The following is a 17,232-nucleotide window of genomic DNA, read 5'->3' on the forward strand; positions in this document are numbered from 1 at the left end:
CGATCAGCCGGCCTCGTCGTCGGTCGCCCCCGCGCGCACGCGAACGACGGTCTCCCATGCCGCGGTGCCCATCAGGATCGCGGTGGTCAGCCCGCCGAGCGCGAGCGGCGAGAGCATGGGAGAGCACGCGAAGGCGACGACCAACAAGCCGATGCTGGCCGCGTGCGACCGCAGCAGCTCCCTCGCCACCACCCAGCGGAACAGCAGCATTCCCACGACGAACAGCAGTGGCCCGCCGGTCACGGTGACGGCGGTCGACAGCGACATGGCCTCGTCCGGATGCTTCAGCACCTCCTTGTCGGCCACCGACGTGAGCACGATCCCGGCGACGATGACGGCGTGCACGTACGTGTAGGCGAGACGGGCGATGCGGCCGGGGTCTGACAACGCCTCGATGGCCTTCGCCCCCGCGCGCTCCCCGTGGTCGAAGTACAGCCACCACATGGCGACGGCCGCGAGGAACGCGGACAGCACGCCGAGCACCCCGGCGACCGAGGACTCCTGGCCCACGAAGGTCGTGCCGGTCACGAGGAACGTCTCGCCGATCGCGATGATCACGAACAGCGCGCTGCGTTCCGCCAGGTGGGTGCCCGACAGTCCCCAGTCGTCGAGCTCGATTCTCGCCATCCGGGGCACCCGAAAGCCGATGTTCGCCGACAGGTACTCGATGCCAAGGGCGGCGAGCCAGAGCGGGAGGCGGAACTGCAGGGGGAGGAGGGCGCCGGCGATCCAGAACACCCCGGCCGCGGCCAGCCAGATGAGCACGCGGGTGAAGTTGGCGTGCAGCTTCTGGTCGTGCCGGGCGACGGCGAGCAGCATGAACACGGTGCGGCCGAGTTGCAGGGTCACGTAGGCGATCGCGAACACGATGCCGCGGTCGCCGAATGACTCGTAGATCGACGTGCTCATCACGAGGCCCACCAGCGCGAGGGCGATCATCGCGCCGCGCACCGGCAGTCGTGCCGGATCCAGCCAGTTGCTGACCCAGGTCGTGTAGATCCACACCCACCAGAGCGCGAGCACCAGGATCGCGCCCTCGACGGCGCCGGTCGGCGACTGGTTCTCGTAGAGGTAGCGCGAGAGCTGGGTGAGCGCGAAGACGAAGATGAGGTCGAAGAACAGCTCGATATAGGTCACGCGGTCGCTGTGCTCGGTGTCGTCCGGGCGCATCAGGTTGCGGCGAAAACCGGGTCGGGCTGCTGTCTGGGAACGTGTCGACGATGTCACTCGCCCAGTCTGCCCCGAAGCGGCGTGCTGGTACGCTGGTGCGGTCGCAACTGGCGTTGAGATGGGCAACCATCGGGGAGCGACTGACGTGGTGAGTGGCCGTACGCCTGGGCCGCCACAGACACCGCTAGAGCCTGTACGAGGAGCCCCGAATGCCGAACGATTCTGCCGTGACCACGGCGCTGCCCACCACTTTTAACGCCCCGCTGTCCGAGGTCGATCCCGAGATCGCCGCGGTGCTGAACCAGGAGCTCGGTCGCCAGCGCGGCACGCTCGAGATGATCGCGAGCGAGAACTTCGTTCCCCGCGCCATCCTCGAGGCACAGGGTTCCGTACTGACCAACAAGTACGCCGAGGGATACCCCGGCCGTCGCTACTACGGCGGATGCGAGTTCGTCGACATCGCGGAGTCCCTCGCCATCGAGCGCGCCAAGAGCCTGTTCGGCGCCGAGTTCGCCAACGTGCAGCCGCACTCCGGGGCCACAGCCAACGCCGCCGTGCTCGGCGCCATCGCGACCCCCGGCGACACCATCCTCGGCCTCGAACTCGCCCACGGTGGCCACCTCACGCACGGCATGAAGCTCAACTTCTCCGGCAAGCTCTACAACGCCGTGTCGTACGGCGTGGACCCTGAGACCTTCCTCATCGACATGGACGTGGTGCGCGACACCGCCCGCGAGCACAAGCCGAAGGTGATCATCGCCGGCTGGTCCGCCTACCCGAGGCACCTCGACTTCGCGGCCTTCCGCGCGATCGCCGATGAGGTCGGCGCGATGTTGTGGGTCGACATGGCCCACTTCGCGGGTCTCGTCGCTGCCGGCATCCACCCCTCTCCCGTGCCATACGCCGACGTCGTGTCGTCGACGGTGCACAAGACCATCGGCGGACCGCGCTCCGGCTTCATCCTCAGCCGCGACACCGCGCTGGCGAAGAAGCTGAACTCGAACGTGTTCCCCGGCCAGCAGGGCGGACCGCTCATGCACGTGATCGCCGCCAAGGCCACCGCGTTCAAGCTCGCCGCCGAGCCCGAGTTCCGCGACCGCCAGGAGCGCACCGTGCGCGGTGCCCGACTGCTCGCCGACCGCCTCGTGGCCGACGACGCCCGCGCCGCCGGTATCGACGTGCTCACCGGCGGAACCGACGTGCACCTCGTGCTCGCCGACCTTCGCAACTCCGAGCTCGACGGCAAGCAGGCAGAAGACGTGCTGCACTCGGTGGGCATCACCGTGAACCGCAACGCCGTGCCGTTCGACCCGCGCCCGCCCATGGTCACCTCCGGCCTGCGCATCGGAACGCCCGCCCTCGCCACCCGCGGGTTCGACGACGCCGAGTTCACCGAGGTCGCCGACATCATCGGCGAGAGCCTGCTCGCGAACCCCGACGTCACGGCCCTGCAGTCGCGCGTGACCGACCTCACCGACCGCTTTCCGCTCTACCCGGGCCTCGAGCAGTGGTAGCCGTTCGGCTCGACGGTGTCGCGACCGCGACTGCCATCAAGTCCGAACTGGCCGAGCGCATCACCGCACTGAAGCAGCGGGGAATCACGCCGGGGCTCGGTACCCTGCTGGTCGGTTCCGACCCGGGCTCCCTGTCGTATGTCGCGGGCAAGCACCGCGACTGCGCCGAGGTCGGCATCACGTCCATTCGCGTCGACCTGCCGGAGACCGCGACGGAGGACGAGATCAGGGAGGCCATCGCCGCCCTCAACGCCGACCCCGCCGTGACCGGCTACATCATCCAGCTGCCGCTGCCCGCGGGCATCGACGAGAACGCGATGCTCGAGCTGATGGACCCGGCGAAAGACGCCGACGGCCTGCACCCCACCAACCTCGGGCGCCTCGTGCTCGGCGTCTCGGGTGAGCTCGACAGCCCGCTGCCGTGCACGCCCGCCGGCATCGTCGAGGTGCTTCGCCGCCACGACATCCCCATCGCGGGCAAGCACGTCGTCGTGATCGGCCGCGGGCTCACCGTGGGCCGTCCGCTCGGGCTGCTGCTCACCCGCAAGGGAGTGGATGCCACGGTCACCCTGACGCACTCGCGCACCGTCGACCTCGAAGCCGAGGTGCGGCGAGCCGACATCGTGGTGGCCGCGGTCGGTATCGTCGGCATCGTGCGTCCGGAATGGATCAAGCCGGGCGCTGCGGTGCTCGACGTCGGCATCACGCGCGTCATCGACGAGCAGACCGGCAAGGCGCGCCTGCGCGGCGACGTCGACCCGGAAGCCGCAGACACCGCGGGCTATCTGTCGCCGGTGCCGGGCGGGATCGGCCCGATGACCAGGGCGATGCTGCTCGTCAACGTGGTGCAGGCGGCCGAGCGGCTCTGAGGCGCCGGCACCACGTAGGCAGTCACGCGAAACGCCCCCGTTCAGGGCTCCTGAATGGGGGCGTTCACGTGCTGCCGGGCAGTGCCTGGGGCTAGCGGTCGCGGCGCGCGCCGTCCGACGCGCGCACCGAGAACACGTCGGGCTGGCTGTAGCCGTGCTCGGCGAACGCGCCGTCGATGGCGACCTGGATGCGCGACACCGCGTCGCGGGGCACCAGGGCGATCGCCGCGCCGCCGAATCCGCCGCCGGTCATTCGGGCGCCGACGGCACCGTTCATCTGCGCGGTCTCGACGGCGAGGTCGAGTTCCGGAATGGAGATCTCGAAATCGTTGCGCATGGAGACGTGCGAGGCATCCAGCAGGTCCCCGATCGCGGCGGCACCCTGTTCCCGCAGCGTGCGCACGGTGTCGAGCACGCGCTGGTTCTCGGTCACGATGTGGCGAACCCGGCGGAAGGTCACGTCGTCGAGCAGTTCGCGCGCGCGGTCGAGGTCGTCGACGCCGAGGTAGCGCAGCGACGGAACCTCCATGGTGCGGGCACCCAGCTCGCAGGACGCGCGCCGGTCGGCGTAGCCACCGGTGGAGTGCGAGTGGCTGACCCCGGTGTCGATGATGACGAGGTCGAGGCCGGCGCGGTCGAAGCCGAGGTCGATGACCTCGGCGTCGAGCGAGCGGCAGTCGAGGAACACCGCGGAATCCTCGCGGCCCAGCATCGACGCCGACTGGTCCATGATGCCCGTCGGGGCCCCGACCGCCTCGTTCTCGGCGCGCTGCCCGACCCTGGCGAGGGCCTGCTTGTCGAGGCCGAGCTGCCAGACGTCGTTGAGGGCGACCGCCACCGCGCTCTCGAGCGCGGCAGACGACGAGAGTCCGGCGCCGACCGGCACGTCGGAGTCGATATAGATGTCGAACCCCGGCACGGCCGACAGGTCGGCGCCGAACTCGCCCAGGGCCCAGACGACGCCGAGCGGGTACGCCGACCAGCCGTGCAGCACGTCGGTGGTCAGTTCGGCGAGGTCGAGCTCGACCAGCTCGTCGGCGAAGGCGCTCGCCACCCGCATCACGCGGTCGTCGCGCAGGGCGAGGGCGACGATGGTGCGCCGGTCGATCGCGAGGGGAAGCACGAAGCCCTCGTTGTAGTCGGTGTGCTCGCCGATGAGGTTCACGCGCCCCGGTGCCGACCAGAGCCCGGTGGGCTCCTGCCCGAAGGTGGCGGCGAAGCTCGCCGTCACGTCGTTCCTGATGTCTGTCACGCTCTCGCGATTCCTTCCCGAATGAATGCTGCTGCCGACTCGGGGGTCACGTCGCCGATCCACGCCCCCATTGCCGCTTCCGATCCCGCGAGGTACTTGAGCTTGTTCTCCGCCCGGCGGGGCGAGGTGACCTGCAGCATGAGCCTGATCTCGTCGCGCCGCACCTCGACCGGGGCCTGGTGCCAGGCGGCGATGTAGGGCGTCGGGGTGTCGTAGAGCGCGTCGAGTCCGCGCAGCAGCCGCCGGTAGAGCACCGCGAGCTCGTCGCGCTCGGCGTCGCTGGTGGCGGCGAAGTCGGGGATGTGCCGGTGCGGCAGCATGTGCACCTCGATCGGCCAGCGCGCGGCGAATGGCACGAAGGCGGTCCAGTGCTCGCCCTGCAGCACGACCCGTTCCGACGCGCGCTCGCTGTCGAGGATGCGCTCGAACAGGTCGTCGCCCAGGCGGTCGATCGAGTCGACGAGGCGCGCGGTGCGGGGTGTCACGTAGGGGTAGGCGTAGATCTGGCCGTGCGGGTGCAGCAGGGTGACCCCGATGGCCTCGCCGCGGTTCTCGAACGGGAACACCTGCTGCACGCCGGGCAGGGCAGACAGGGCGGCGGTGCGGTCGGCCCACGCCTCGATCACGGTGCGGGCCCTCGACACCGAGAGGGTGCCGAACGATCCCTCGTGCTCCGGGCTGAAGCACACCACTTCGCAGCGCCCGATCGATGGATGCGTGCGCTCGAGCCCCACCGACGAGAAGTCGAACCCGTGCCCGAGGTCCGGTCCGAACGACGGCGAACGGTTCTCGAAGACGGCCACGTCGTACAGGTCGGGGATCTCCGACGGGTTCGTCTCCGACGCCGGGGCGAGGGGATCGAGATGCGCGGGGGGCAGGAACGCCCGGTTCTGCCGCGCGGCGGCGATCGACACCCATTCGCCGGTCAGCACGTCCTGCCGCATCACCGCGGTGGCCGGCCGTGCGTCGAGCACGCGGGCGTCGGGCTTACGGTCGGGGCTGAGCGTGGTGTCGGCGTCGTCGAAGTAGATCAACTGGCGACCGTCGGCAAGCGAGTGCTCGTGTTTTCTGATGGCGGCCACGGTGTCTCCAGTCGCGAAATGGGCGTTTCTTCTCGCCTAGTGTGGGCGCATGAGCACACCAACGGGAGAACAGTTCACGCTGTCGCGCACGCGGGGCACCCGACAGGCACGGGCAATCATAACGGAGGTCGCGGCCGGGCTCCGTGGCCTGACCGTCGACGGAATCGACCTGGTCGAGACCTACCCGGAGACCTCGCTGCCGCCCGGCGGATCCGGCCTGGTACTCGTGCCGTGGCCCAACCGCATCCGCGATGGCATCTGGGTGCTCGACGGCGAACAGCAGCGCCTCGACCTCACCGAGCCGAAGCACGGCAACGCCACCCACGGCTTGCTGCGCAACACCGCCTATCGGGTGGCCGAACGCTCGGACGACGCCATCACGCTCACCGCGACGGTGTTTCCCCAGCACGGTTACCCCTTCCAGCTCGACACGTCGGTGCGGTACGAGCTCGTCGACGACGGCATCACCGTCACCCACGTGATCCACAACATCGGCGACACCGCGGCACCGGTGGCCGTCGGCGCGCACCCCTACCCGCGCCTCGGCGACGTGCCGGTGGAGCAGCTCACCCTGCAGCTGGCCGCCGGCACGCGCTTCGAGGTCGACGACCGGTTCAACCCCGTCGCCGAGACCGACGTCACCGGCACCCGCTTCGACCTGCGCGGGGGAGCGGTGGTGGGCGACCTCGACGTCAATGCCGCGTTCGGCGACGTCGATCCGGATGCCTCGCACCGCCTCACCGCACCCGACGGGCGCTGGGTCGAGGTGTGGCGCGACGCAGAGTTCGCGTATGTGCAGGCTTACACCAACCGCGAATTCCCCCGGGGCGACGGAGTCGGACTCGCGATCGCCGTCGAGCCGATGACCGCTCCCGCCGACGCCTTCAACTCGGGCAAGGGCCTGCGCTGGCTCACCCCAGGGGAATCGTGGAGCCTGCAGTGGGGCATCCGGTACTCGGGCGAGCCGAACGGCGACTGATGGTGGGTGACACCGTGCCGACGCACGACTCGCGCAACCCGGCGTCGCCCGCCGACCTGCGACGCTGGCGGCGCTACCTCGCCGACGAGCGGGCCGAGGCCGCGACCTATCGCGACCTCGCCTCCCGCCGCACGGGCGAGGAGCGCGACATCCTGCTCGCGCTCGCCGAGGCGGAGGGCCGGCACGAACAGCACTGGATCGACCTGCTCGGCGACAACGTCGGCAAGCCGCTCGCCGGGGACTTCCGCACCCGCGCACTCGGCTTCTTCGCCCGGCGCTTCGGTTCGGTGTTCGTGCTCGCCCTCGCCCAGCGGGCCGAGGCCAGGTCGCCATACGAGAACGACCGCGACGCCACCGCCGCGATGGCCGCCGACGAGCGCATCCACGAGGAGGTCGTGCGCGGCCTTGCCGCCCGGGGTAGGCAGCGGCTCTCCGGTACCTTCCGCGCCGCCGTGTTCGGCGCCAACGACGGGCTCGTCAGCAACCTCGCCCTGGTGGCCGGGGTCAGTGCAACCGGAATGCCCGCCGCCGCCGTGCTGGTGACCGGGGTGGCAGGCCTGCTCGCCGGTGCGCTGTCGATGGGCGCGGGCGAATACGTGTCGGTGCGGTCGCAGCGCGAGCTGCTCGAGGCGGCAGATCCCAACCCGCACAGCGGCAACGCGGTGCCCGACCTCGACGTCGACGCGAACGAGCTCACCCTCGTCTACCGGGCGAGGGGCATGGCTCCGGATGTCGCGGCCGCCCGTGCCGCCGAGATGCTGGCCGACCACAGCCTGCGCGACACCGCCCCGGGCGGCCTCACCCACGAAGCCGTCGGCACCGGCATCGGGGCCGCCGCGTCGAGCTTCTGCTTCTTCGCCACCGGTGCCGCCATCCCGATCCTTCCGTACCTGTTCGGCGCCGGGGGGCTCACGGCGCTCGCCGTCTCCGCGGTGCTGGTGGGCATCGCGCTGCTGTGCACCGGCGCGGTCGTCGGCCTGCTGTCGGGCGGGCCGCCCCTGCTGCGTGCCCTCCGCCAGCTCGCGATCGGCTTCGGCGCGGCCGGCGCGACCTACCTCCTCGGGTTGCTGTTCGGCACCGTCGCCTGACGCGGCGACGGGCCGGCCGATGACCGCGCGGGAGGCCGGGCCGCCGCCGCCCAGCCGGGTGTGGGGATAATGGCGCATGATTTCCACCGAATTAGCGCGTGCCCTGCGGGATTCCGGCCTCGACTGGAAGCCGCGTGCCGGCGACGCCTTCCGCATCGACCGTCCGGAGGCCGACGGCGACGTCTTCCACGTGAGCGACATGACCGTCGAGGCGCACGAGTACCCGACGGGCACCGTGCTCGGCTTCAACGGCACCACCGAATGGGCGCTGGACTCCATCGAACTGGATGAGTCGCTGTGGCTCCCGAGGGAGGACCAGCTGCGGGAACTGCTGCGCGGAACCTTCCGGTCGCTCGCCCGCGTGGACGACGACGAGGACCCCCGCGTGCACCGCGTCGTCGCCGTGATCGACGGCGAGACGCTGACCTTCGCCGGTGCCGATGCGGCCGACGCCTACGGGCGGGCGCTTTTGCACCTGATCGACCTGTCGGTAGCGGCGCCGAAGGCGTAGCGTGCGTTCATGACCCATCACGACAACACACCAGACAACGAAGTCCACCACCACGACGACAGCGACGCGGCGACCGCCGCAGCGCAGCCGGGCGACGACGGGATCGTGCATCCCGTCGACCATGGAACCGACACCGACGGGGAGGATGCCGTGCCGGCATCCACCCCATCCCATGACGGCCTGGGGCCGGCGGGGGAGCAAGGCAGGGAAGGTCACGGCGACGGCTACGTCGCCGCCGACCACGGCGAGCACTGACCCGATCCGCTAACCACAACGCCCCGCCCGCACACAATGCAGTGTGCGGACGGGGCGTTGTCGTTGGTGCGGCTTACTTGAACGCGTCCTTGACGTTCTCGCCAGCCTGCTTGAGCTTCGCGCCGGCCTGGTCGTTCTTGCCTTCGGCCTCGGTCGACTCGTTTCCGGTGACCTTGCCGAATGCTTCCTTGGCCTTGCCTGCGAGGTCCTGTCCGGTGTTCTGGAGCTTGTCGTCGTTACCCATGGCAACCTACTTTCTCTCTGGTGGCATGGAACACCACGGTCACAGCGTACGGGTGCGTGCTGGATGCCGCACGGGGTTGCGCTGGATCCCTAGGGTGCATACGGATAGCCCTTGAGGAACGCCAGCGGGTCGACGTAGCCACCGTTCACCCTGACCTCGAGGTGGAGGTGCGCGCCCGTCGAACCGCCGGTCGTGCCCACGTACCCGATGACCTGGCCGGCGCTCACCCGGTCGCCCACCCGGAGGGTGGTCGGAGCGCGCATGTGCATCGACCGGCTGTCGGTGTTGCCGGAGTGCATGATCGTGATCGAGTTGCCCTCGCCGCTCGTGGAGTACGAGTTGTTGACGCGGGTCACGGTTCCGTCGGAGATGCTCCGGATCGGGTAGCCCGTGATGCCGCTGCCCGACCAGTCGGTGCCGTTGTGCATGGTGCGCACCCCGGTGATCGGGTGGATGCGCCAGCCGTAGTTCGACGTGATGGGAAAGTACTTGTCGAACGGCTGGTACCACGACGAGACCACGGCGCACGGGGTCAGCGAGTCGATCGCCGACGACATCGACGACAGGCCGCCGAGGATGTTCACCCTCGCCGGGGCGAATGCCGAGATATCGGAGGCGATGTCCCGCGGAACGCAGCTGTCGCGCGAGACGTAGAGCGGCGCGCGGGTCTTGCCGGCGAGTACCGCGCCGGTCAGCGCGTCGGGAAAGTTGTGGCCGGTGGCGATGAACACCGAGGATGCGCTGCGGAAGGCCTCCTTGTTGATGTTGCGCGAGGCCTCGAACCGGTCGGCGCCACCCAGGCGCATCGACCCTCGGGGAAAGCTCATTCCCTTGAGCTGCGACTCGATGCCGGTCGAGACCGACGCCGGTCCGCCGGCGATGACGACGTCCGACGGCGAGACCTTGTCGATCAGGCCGAGGGTGGGCTGGTCGAGCGACCCGTTGGCGCCGGGCACCAGCAGCACGCCGCCCGACATGTTGCCCGCCGCCGAACTCGCCGACAGCGCGTCGGGAAAGTTCGCCCCGGTCGCCAGGTAGATGCGGTTCGCGCCGGTGCGACCGAACGCGTAGTCGACGACGGCACGCGATGCCTCGTAGCGGTCGGCGCCGCCCAGGCGCACGATGCTCGGAGTCATGCCGGCGAGTTCGTTGTAGACCGAGTCCGACACCGACGACGATCCGCCGACGACGACGATCTTCGCGGGCCTGAGGCGGCGGATCTCGTTGCGGATGCCGTCCGGGATCGAGGTCGGCAGGGTCAGCAGCAGGGGTCCGCCGCCGGCGATCGCCGCCGGGGCCGCGCTCAGCGCATCGGGATAGTCGGTTCCCTTGACGATGTAGAGCACCGGAACGCCGGGGGAGTAGGTGGCGGAGACGCCCACCGCGACGGCAAAGCGATCCGCTCCGCCGAATCGTTGGGTGGATGCCGCGGCCGACGACAGCGCGAGGCCCGTGCTCGCCGACGAGTCGTCAGCAGCCGGTGCGGTCGCGGTGGGCTCGGGGTCGACGGCATCCGGTGCCGCGGGGTCGGGCGCGGTGGCGGGCGCGGGTGCCGCGGGTTCGACCGGGGCGGGGCCTTCGGGTGCGGTGACCGCTTCGGGTGCCGGTGCGGGCGCCGTGGCATCCACTCGCGCATCGGGTGCCGCGGAAGGCTCGGGAATCGCGGTCGGTTCGGGTGTCACCCCTGGCGTCGCCTCGGCGACGCTGCTCTGAAGACCCACGGTGGAACCGTCACCAGAAGTCGGCGCTGCAACAGCCGGCGCCCCCAGCGCCATAGTTGAAACAACGAGTGACGAAATTGCCACATAGATCAACTTAAAACGCATTGGTGTCCCCCCGGACCATGTCGATATCCCCCGAGCCTAGGTGAGTGGCGCGACGCGCTTTGCCCCCCACTTCGGGGAAAGTGCTCCTGAGCGGCGTGTCATTACCGGTATCGGCTGCGTTCCTGTGGTTTTACGCGCGCTCGCCGCGCGGCAGCGCGGGACTATATCCCACCCCCCTCCGGTGCGGATAGGGGCTGGTTCGAACTCCCGGTGAAACCTACCGTTGCCATCACAAGCACCGGTCTCGCACCAGTCCCCCTGGTCCGACTGTCATGCACGGAAAGGTAAAACAATGTCTTCGAGCTTCCCCCCGGAAACACCGCTCACGTCCCCTACGCCACCCACGCCCTCCTACGACTCGTCGTCGACCGGCTCGTCGTCTGGCACCGCCGCCACCGCTGGCGTCGCCAAGGAGCAGGCGGCCCAGGTCGGATCCTCCGCCGTCGACCAGGCCAAGTCGGTCGCCGGCACCGCGAAGGGCGAGGCCGGCAAGGTCGCGTCCGAAGCGACCGCACAGGCCAAGCAGCTGTTCGGTCAGGCCAAGAGCGAGTTCGGCGACCAGGCCGGCGTGCAGACGCAGCGAGCCGCAACCGGCCTCCGTTCCATCGGTGACGAGCTGAAGACCATGGCCGAAAGCTCCGAGCAGGGTGGACTGGGCGCGAACCTGGTCAGCGAAGCGGCCTCGAGGGCCAGCGGAGTCGCCAGCTGGCTCGACGGCCGCGAGCCCGCCGACCTGCTCAGCGATGTCAAGGACTTCGCCCGCCGCCGCCCCGGAACCTTCATCGCCATCGCCGCCGTCGCGGGCATCGTCGCCGGGCGCCTCACGCGCTCGGTCGTCGCATCGAACGCCGACGACAAGAAGAACGACACCCCCGCCGTCACCGGCACCGGCGCCTCCTCGCAGGCGGCACCGGCGCCCGCGCTGGTCGAGCCCGTCGCTCCGCTGTACACCGATGCCGTGGTCGTCGAGGACATCGTGGTCGAGGACACCTATGGCTCCGGCGACCCGCTCGCCCGCGACCTCGACACCGAGGTCATCCGCACCGGAACGACCGACACCGAGGACTACCGCAGGTGAGTGACGCGTACGAGACGCCCGCTGAGCAGAAGGCGCGCACCGAGTCGCTCGGCCAGCTGTTCGGTGAGGTTACGAAGGATGTCTCCACGCTGATGCGCCAGGAGATCGCCCTCGCCAAGGCCGAGGTCTCCGATTCCGCCAAGAAGGCCGGAACCGGGGCCGGCCTCTACGGCGGAGCGGGATACGCCGGCCTGATGGCCGTGCTGTTCCTCTCCCTCGCGCTGTGGTGGGGTCTCGCCGAGCTCATCGACAGCATCGGCTGGGCAGCGGTCATCGTTGCCATGATCTGGGGCATCGCCGCCGGCGTGCTCTTCATCCTCGGCCGCAAGGAAATGAAGACGGTCAAGGGAGCACCCCAGACCGTCGATTCACTCAAGAAGATTCCCGAGACGCTCAAGAAGAACGAGGAAAACCGATGACGAACGACCCAGACAAGATCCGCGCCGACATCGAGCGCACCAGGGCAGAACTCGGCCTCGACGTCGACGCACTGGCCGACAAGGTCACGCCGTCGAAGGTCGTCGGCCGCCAGACCGACAAGGTCAAGGGCGCCCTCGGCGGTGTTCGCGACCGCGTGATGGGTGCTGCGAGCGATGCGAAGGATGCAGCATCCGGAGCAGCCTCGTCGGCCTCGGGGTCGGTCTCCGACGCCCCGGGCGCCGCAGTCGACAAGGCCAAGGGCAACCCGATCGCCGTGGGCATCATCGCCTTCGGTATCGGCTACCTCGTCTCGTCGCTCATCCCGGCGAGCTCGCGGGAGACCGAGGCCGCATCGCAGCTGAAGGAGAAGGCACAGCCCCTCGTGCAGGAGGTCACCGACGCCGCGCAGGAAGCCGCCGACCACCTGCGCGAGCCCGCGCAGGAAGCCGCCGCCGCCGTCAAGGACACCGCGACCTCCGCTGCCGACACCGTCTCGTCGGAGGCCACCTCGGCCGCGGACACCGTGAAGGACGACGCCGCACAGGCGAAGGGTGCCGTTCAGGGCCAGCAGTCCTGATCTGATGCCACACTGTCGGGGGGTCGCTGAGGCGGCCCCCCGACTCGTGCGTTGTGCGGCTCTGCCTCACCGCCCCGGTGCACCGACGAATCACCGCTCCAACGCTTCACCAGTTAGACGACTCCGCAGCACATGACCACGAAGGAAAACCGATGTCTGACACCGGCGCGAGCCAGAAGCTCGCCGACGCACCCAGCCCCGACGACTCACGCAAGCCGGACTCGCCCACCGAGATGGAGGGGCGATCGTGGAAGTACATCCTGCGCAAGACCATGCGCGAGTTCAGCGCCGACCAGTGCACCGACCTGGCCGCAGCGCTCACCTACTACGCGGTGCTCGCGATCTTCCCGGCCCTGATCGCGATCATCTCCCTGCTCGGCGTCGTGGGTGACCCCCAGACCACCACGAACACACTCCTGCAGGTCATCTCCGACATCGCCCCCGGTGGCGCCGCCGATGTTCTGCGGGGACCGATCGAGTCGTTCGCCGGCTCACCCGCCGCCGGCTTCGCCCTGGTCTCCGGAATCGTGCTCGCCATCTGGTCGGCCTCCGGCTACGTCGGCGCATTCACCCGCGCCATGAACCGTGTCTACGAGATCGACGAAGGCCGCACCTTCCTCAAGCTCAAGCCGCTCCAGCTGCTGGTCACCCTCACCGGCATCCTGCTGATCCTCGCCATGATCATCATCCTGGTCATCTCCGGCCCGGTCACCGACGCCATCGCGGGCGTGCTCGGCCTCGGCGAGACCGTGCAGATCGTGTGGAGCATCGCCAAATGGCCGGTGCTCGCCGCGATCCTCGTGGTGATGGTCGCAATCCTGTACTACGCGACTCCGAACGCGAAGCAGCCGAAATTCCGCTGGATGAGCATCGGCGCCCTGCTCGCCATCGTCGTGCTCGCCGTCGCTTCGGTGGCCTTCGGGTTCTACGTCTCGATTTCGACGAGCTACGACAGCAACTACGGTCCGCTCGCCGGCGTCATCGTCTTCCTGCTGTGGCTCTGGATTGCCAACCTCGCGTTGCTGTTCGGAGCGGAATTCGACGCCGAGCTCGAGCGCGGACGCCAGCTGCAGGCGGGCATCGCCGCCGAAGAAGACATCCAGCTCCCTCCCCGCGGCACCAAGAAGAGCGACAAGGCCGCGGCCGCAGAGGCGAAGGACGTCGCCGAGGGCCGCCGCATCCGCCAGGAGGCGGCATTCGAGCAGGAGCAACAGGCCCGCCAGGAGGCGGCCGAAGCGCGCGCGGCCAAGAAGCAAGCGAAGCGCAACGCGCCATCCGGCCGACGCTGGTTCCGCGGCCGCAAGTAAGCCGGTCATAGGGGCAGGGGCAGCCGGGCGCAAGCCCCTGCCCCACCCCGACGGGAGTCGCCACACTGGAGAACACCCCCGGGTCGTCGCGTCGCATCCCGATGCGCGTACGCCCACGGGGCGGCGAAAGGATTCCCCATGAAGGCCCTCACCTGGCAAGCCAAGCGCTCCGTCTCCGTCGACGAAGTTCCCGATCCCACGATCCAGGAACCGACCGACGCCATCATCCGCATCACCTCGACGGCGATCTGCGGTTCCGACCTCCACCTCTACGAGACCCTCGGCGCCTACCTCGACAAGGGCGACATCCTCGGCCACGAGCCCATGGGCATCGTCGAAGAGGTCGGATCGGCCATCACGTCGCTGCGTCCCGGCGACCGCGTCGTCATCCCCTTCAACATCGCCTGCGGCCACTGCTTCATGTGCGTGCGCGGACTGCAGTCGCAGTGCGAGACCACCCAGGTGCACTCGCAGGGCTCCGGGGCTTCGCTGTTCGGCTTCTCGAAGCTGTACGGCCAGGTGCCGGGCGGCCAGGCCGAGCTCCTCAGGGTCCCGCTCGCCGACTACAACACCATCCCCGTCGGCAGCGACCTGCCCGACGAGCGTTACCTCTTCCTCAGCGACATCATCCCCACCGCGTGGCAGGGCGTGAAATACGCCAATGTCTCCGACGGTGGATCGCTGACCGTGTTCGGACTCGGCCCGGTCGGCCAGTTCGCCGCCCGCATCGGCGTGCACCTCGGCTACGACGTCACCGCCATCGACCCCGTTGCCGAGCGCCGCGCCATGGCCGAGCGCCACGGCGTCAAGGCGTTCGACATGGGCGACGACACCATCGAGCAGCTGCGCGACCTCACCGACGGCCGCGGGCCCGAGGGCATCGTCGACGCCGTCGGCATGGAGGCGCACGGTTCGGGCTTCCCCGCCTTCATGCAGGCTGCCGTCGGCATGCTGCCGGACAAGCTCGCCCAGAAGGCGATGGAGACCAGCGGGATCGACCGCCTGACCGCGCTGCACCCGGCACTCGACCTCGTACGCCGAGGTGGCACGGTCTCGCTCAGCGGTGTGTATGGCGGCGAGGCATCCCCCATGCCCCTCATGTCGATGTTCGACAAGCAGATCGCCCTGCGCATGGGACAGTGCAACGTCAAGAGCTGGATCGACGAGCTCATGCCCATCGTCGAGGACCCGGCCGACCCGCTCGGCATCAACGACCTCGTCACGCACAGCGTGCCGCTCGACGATGCGCCGCACATGTACGACATCTTCCAGAAGAAGGAAGACGGCTGCATCAAGGTGGTCCTGAAGCCCTAACCGGCATCAGGCAAGATCAGAAGGAGACCCGGTGCACGCTGGCCGGGTCTCCTTCTGCGCGTGACGGCCACGCCGCCGTCGCCAGCCAGGGTGCGCAGCCCCGACTCCGCAGCCCCGACTCCGCCGCCCAGACTTCGCAGCTCCCGACTCGACCGCCCCGACTCGACCGCCCCCGAAAGGTGCACCGCAATGGCCCCCAGCACGCCCATGGTCTACGCCATCCACGAGAACCCCGAATGGTTCGGACCGTTCCGCGCCGCCTTCGAAGCCGAGGGCGTGCCGTTCACCGAGTGGCTGCTCGTCGACGGTGTGCTCGACCTCGACGAGGTGCCGCCCGAGGGCATCTTCTGGTCACGCATCAGCGCGTCATCGCACACGCGCGGCCACGACCTCACCAAGGAGTACACCCGGTCGGTGCTGAACTGGCTCGAGGCTCATGGCCGCCGCACGGTGAACGGGCGCCGGGTGCTCGAGCTCGAGGTCAGCAAGGTCGACCAGCTCACCGCCCTCAAGGCATTCGGCATCGACGTTCCCCGCACCAGGGCCGCCATCGGCCGGGGCAACATCGTCGACGCGGCCAGCGGATTCGCCACGCCCTTCATGGTCAAGCACAACCAGGGAGGCAAGGGCCTCAGCGTGCGCCGGTTCGACTCCGTCGCCGAGCTCGCCGCCTGGGTCGAATCCGGCGACTACGAAGAGCCGCAGGACGGCGTCACCCTCGTGCAGGAATACCTCCAGCCCGCGGAGCCCCGCATCACGCGCGTCGAGATCGTCGACGGGGAGCTGGTCTACGCCATCGCCGCTGACACCGCCCGCGGCGGCTATCAGCTGTGCCCGGCCGACGCGTGCGAGGTCGACCTCACGACGGGCAAGCTCATCATGCCCCCCGGCGCGACCATCGCCCCCGTCGACGGGCAGAAGCTGTTCTCGCTCCGTGCCGGGTTCGACCACCCGATCGTCGACCAGTACCGCGCGTTCACCCGAGCACTGGGCATCGAGGTCGCCGGCATCGAATTCATCGAGACCGTCGACGGCCGCGTGGTGACCTACGACGTGAACACCAACACGAACTACAACGCCGACGTCGAAGCGGTCGCGCCGGCATCCGGTCCCCGCCAGATCGCCCGACTGCTCGGGCGCCTGCTCGACGAGCGGTACCCGGAGGCACGCGGCGCGGCTTCCTGAGGAAAGCTACCGTCTGCTGCCTACACTGGCGGCATGACCCAGGCGAACGAGCGTCCCCAGATCGTCATCACCGGAGTCGACACGGCACCGCCGGACCTCGCGGCCCAGCTGCCCCTGCGCGCGGAACTCGTGCGCATCCTCCCCGGATCCGATCGCCCCGACTACAGCCTCGCCGTGGCGAAGGAGCCCATCCGGTTCCACACCACGGTGGCCCACCTCGAGCAGAGCGGCGTCGACCTGTCGACGGCCGACCCGCAGATGATCCGGGTGAACGACGACGGAAGCGCCGACCTGATCGTGTTCGGGCTCGTGCTGTGCGCGCGCATCGCGGGAGAGACGATCCACCTGTCGATGCAGAACCTGCCGGTGAATATCGCCTACATCATCGACAACACCCAGATGCGTGACGCGGAAGTCGTCTTCTCGAAGAGCTACTTCGCCGCCGTGGGGTTCATCAGCATGGCCGAGGACGCCGCGTAACGCCGCTCATAGCTGCGCGACCCGAGAACGTTACCGGGGGAAACACGGTCGTAGTCCTGTCGAAACCATTCGGCAATGGCG

At 69.2% G+C, this 17,232-nt stretch carries 18 protein-coding genes and 1 riboswitch; of the genes, 13 read left to right on the top strand and 5 right to left on the bottom strand.

Going from position 1 to position 17,232, the window contains the following annotated elements:
- Positions 1-3 precede the first annotated feature (3 nt).
- Positions 4-1,227: a low temperature requirement protein A gene (locus G5S38_RS05950; RefSeq protein ID WP_165065791.1), complete on the bottom strand. Its 1,224-nt coding sequence runs from the start codon at positions 1,225-1,227 to the stop codon at positions 4-6.
- A 36-nt stretch (positions 1,228-1,263) separates the two neighbouring features.
- A riboswitch (ZMP/ZTP riboswitch) is annotated at positions 1,264-1,347 on the top strand.
- Positions 1,348-1,379: 32 nt separating this feature from the next.
- Here G5S38_RS05950 and glyA point away from each other — a divergent pair.
- Together glyA and G5S38_RS05960 are read left to right on the top strand one after the other, a co-directional pair.
- Positions 1,380-2,684, top strand: a complete 1,305-nt coding sequence (glyA, locus tag G5S38_RS05955; RefSeq protein WP_165065794.1) for a serine hydroxymethyltransferase — start codon at positions 1,380-1,382, stop codon at positions 2,682-2,684.
- Positions 2,678-3,553 carry a bifunctional methylenetetrahydrofolate dehydrogenase/methenyltetrahydrofolate cyclohydrolase gene (locus G5S38_RS05960; protein WP_165065797.1) on the top strand — a complete coding sequence of 292 codons (876 nt, stop codon included), beginning with the start codon at positions 2,678-2,680 and terminating at the stop codon, positions 3,551-3,553. Before glyA ends, G5S38_RS05960 begins: the two co-directional genes overlap by 7 nt.
- Positions 3,554-3,644: 91 nt before the next feature.
- On the opposite strand, the gene galK is transcribed toward G5S38_RS05960, so the two are convergent.
- Both galK and galT read right to left on the bottom strand, forming a co-directional pair.
- A complete protein-coding gene (gene galK, locus G5S38_RS05965) occupies positions 3,645-4,805 on the bottom strand; it encodes a galactokinase (RefSeq protein WP_165065800.1) in 1,161 nt (386 codons plus the stop codon).
- Positions 4,802-5,887 (bottom strand): galactose-1-phosphate uridylyltransferase, encoded by a 1,086-nt coding sequence (galT, locus tag G5S38_RS05970; protein ID WP_165065802.1) that lies wholly within the window; start codon positions 5,885-5,887, stop codon positions 4,802-4,804. The genes galK and galT overlap by 4 nt, the downstream gene beginning before the upstream one ends.
- Before the next feature lie 49 nt (positions 5,888-5,936).
- On the opposite strand from galT, the gene G5S38_RS05975 reads away from it, so the two are divergent.
- From G5S38_RS05975 to G5S38_RS05990, 4 genes are all read left to right on the top strand, one after another.
- A complete protein-coding gene (locus G5S38_RS05975) occupies positions 5,937-6,866 on the top strand; it encodes an aldose 1-epimerase family protein (protein WP_165065805.1) in 930 nt (309 codons plus the stop codon).
- Positions 6,866-7,954 (top strand): VIT1/CCC1 transporter family protein, encoded by a 1,089-nt coding sequence (locus G5S38_RS05980; protein WP_165065808.1) that lies wholly within the window; start codon positions 6,866-6,868, stop codon positions 7,952-7,954. The genes G5S38_RS05975 and G5S38_RS05980 overlap by 1 nt, the downstream gene beginning before the upstream one ends.
- Positions 7,955-8,030: 76 nt before the next feature.
- Positions 8,031-8,465, top strand: a complete 435-nt coding sequence (locus G5S38_RS05985) for a pilus assembly protein CpaE (protein WP_165065811.1) — start codon at positions 8,031-8,033, stop codon at positions 8,463-8,465.
- Between the two features lie 9 nt (positions 8,466-8,474).
- On the top strand, positions 8,475-8,720 hold the full coding sequence (locus G5S38_RS05990) for a hypothetical protein (RefSeq protein WP_165065814.1): 246 nt from the start codon (positions 8,475-8,477) through the stop codon (positions 8,718-8,720).
- A 73-nt stretch (positions 8,721-8,793) separates the two neighbouring features.
- Here G5S38_RS05990 and G5S38_RS05995 read toward each other — a convergent pair whose 3' ends face one another.
- On the bottom strand, positions 8,794-8,964 hold the full coding sequence (locus G5S38_RS05995) for a CsbD family protein (RefSeq protein WP_165065817.1): 171 nt from the start codon (positions 8,962-8,964) through the stop codon (positions 8,794-8,796).
- Between the two features lie 89 nt (positions 8,965-9,053).
- The gene (locus G5S38_RS06000; RefSeq protein ID WP_165065820.1) at positions 9,054-10,685 is read right to left on the bottom strand and encodes a cell wall-binding repeat-containing protein; all 1,632 of its coding nucleotides are present in this window, start codon (positions 10,683-10,685) and stop codon (positions 9,054-9,056) included.
- Between the two features lie 397 nt (positions 10,686-11,082).
- Between G5S38_RS06000 and G5S38_RS06005 the strand changes: the two genes are divergently transcribed.
- The 7 genes from G5S38_RS06005 (at position 11,083) to G5S38_RS06035 (ending at position 17,151) form a co-directional block, all read left to right on the top strand.
- Positions 11,083-11,868, top strand: a complete 786-nt coding sequence (locus G5S38_RS06005) for a hypothetical protein (protein WP_165065823.1) — start codon at positions 11,083-11,085, stop codon at positions 11,866-11,868.
- A complete protein-coding gene (locus G5S38_RS06010; RefSeq protein WP_165065826.1) occupies positions 11,865-12,287 on the top strand; it encodes a phage holin family protein in 423 nt (140 codons plus the stop codon). The genes G5S38_RS06005 and G5S38_RS06010 overlap by 4 nt, the downstream gene beginning before the upstream one ends.
- Positions 12,284-12,865: a DUF3618 domain-containing protein gene (locus G5S38_RS06015; RefSeq protein ID WP_165065829.1), complete on the top strand. Its 582-nt coding sequence runs from the start codon at positions 12,284-12,286 to the stop codon at positions 12,863-12,865. Before G5S38_RS06010 ends, G5S38_RS06015 begins: the two co-directional genes overlap by 4 nt.
- 152 nt (positions 12,866-13,017) lie before the next feature.
- Entirely contained in the window at positions 13,018-14,172 is a 1,155-nt protein-coding gene (locus G5S38_RS06020; RefSeq protein ID WP_201276601.1) for a YihY/virulence factor BrkB family protein, read from the top strand.
- A 138-nt stretch (positions 14,173-14,310) separates the two neighbouring features.
- Positions 14,311-15,486, top strand: coding sequence for an alcohol dehydrogenase catalytic domain-containing protein (locus tag G5S38_RS06025; protein WP_165065832.1), 1,176 nt, complete (start codon positions 14,311-14,313; stop codon positions 15,484-15,486).
- A 189-nt stretch (positions 15,487-15,675) separates the two neighbouring features.
- Positions 15,676-16,671, top strand: a complete 996-nt coding sequence (locus tag G5S38_RS06030) for an ATP-grasp domain-containing protein (RefSeq protein ID WP_165065834.1) — start codon at positions 15,676-15,678, stop codon at positions 16,669-16,671.
- Positions 16,672-16,704: 33 nt separating this feature from the next.
- Entirely contained in the window at positions 16,705-17,151 is a 447-nt protein-coding gene (locus tag G5S38_RS06035; protein WP_165065837.1) for a hypothetical protein, read from the top strand.
- Positions 17,152-17,232 lie beyond the last annotated feature (81 nt).

This window comes from Marisediminicola senii, assembly GCF_011057645.1.
GTDB classification, from domain to species: domain Bacteria; phylum Actinomycetota; class Actinomycetes; order Actinomycetales; family Microbacteriaceae; genus Marisediminicola; species Marisediminicola senii.

What these genes read in the sequence shown, in the direction of transcription:
- glyA (WP_165065794.1), top strand. Translation starts at nt 1,380, where the DNA reads ATGCCGAACGATTCTGCCGTGACCACGGCGCTGCCCACCACTTTTAAC.
- G5S38_RS05975 (WP_165065805.1), top strand. Translation starts at nt 5,937, where the DNA reads ATGAGCACACCAACGGGAGAACAGTTCACGCTGTCGCGCACGCGGGGC.
- G5S38_RS05980 (WP_165065808.1), top strand. Translation starts at nt 6,866, where the DNA reads ATGGTGGGTGACACCGTGCCGACGCACGACTCGCGCAACCCGGCGTCG.
- G5S38_RS05985 (WP_165065811.1), top strand. Translation starts at nt 8,031, where the DNA reads ATGATTTCCACCGAATTAGCGCGTGCCCTGCGGGATTCCGGCCTCGAC.
- G5S38_RS05990 (WP_165065814.1), top strand. Translation starts at nt 8,475, where the DNA reads ATGACCCATCACGACAACACACCAGACAACGAAGTCCACCACCACGAC.
- G5S38_RS05995 (WP_165065817.1), bottom strand. Translation starts at nt 8,964, where the DNA reads ATGGGTAACGACGACAAGCTCCAGAACACCGGACAGGACCTCGCAGGC.
- G5S38_RS06005 (WP_165065823.1), top strand. Translation starts at nt 11,083, where the DNA reads ATGTCTTCGAGCTTCCCCCCGGAAACACCGCTCACGTCCCCTACGCCA.
- G5S38_RS06015 (WP_165065829.1), top strand. Translation starts at nt 12,284, where the DNA reads ATGACGAACGACCCAGACAAGATCCGCGCCGACATCGAGCGCACCAGG.
- G5S38_RS06020 (WP_201276601.1), top strand. Translation starts at nt 13,018, where the DNA reads ATGTCTGACACCGGCGCGAGCCAGAAGCTCGCCGACGCACCCAGCCCC.
- G5S38_RS06025 (WP_165065832.1), top strand. Translation starts at nt 14,311, where the DNA reads ATGAAGGCCCTCACCTGGCAAGCCAAGCGCTCCGTCTCCGTCGACGAA.
- G5S38_RS06030 (WP_165065834.1), top strand. Translation starts at nt 15,676, where the DNA reads ATGGCCCCCAGCACGCCCATGGTCTACGCCATCCACGAGAACCCCGAA.
- G5S38_RS06035 (WP_165065837.1), top strand. Translation starts at nt 16,705, where the DNA reads ATGACCCAGGCGAACGAGCGTCCCCAGATCGTCATCACCGGAGTCGAC.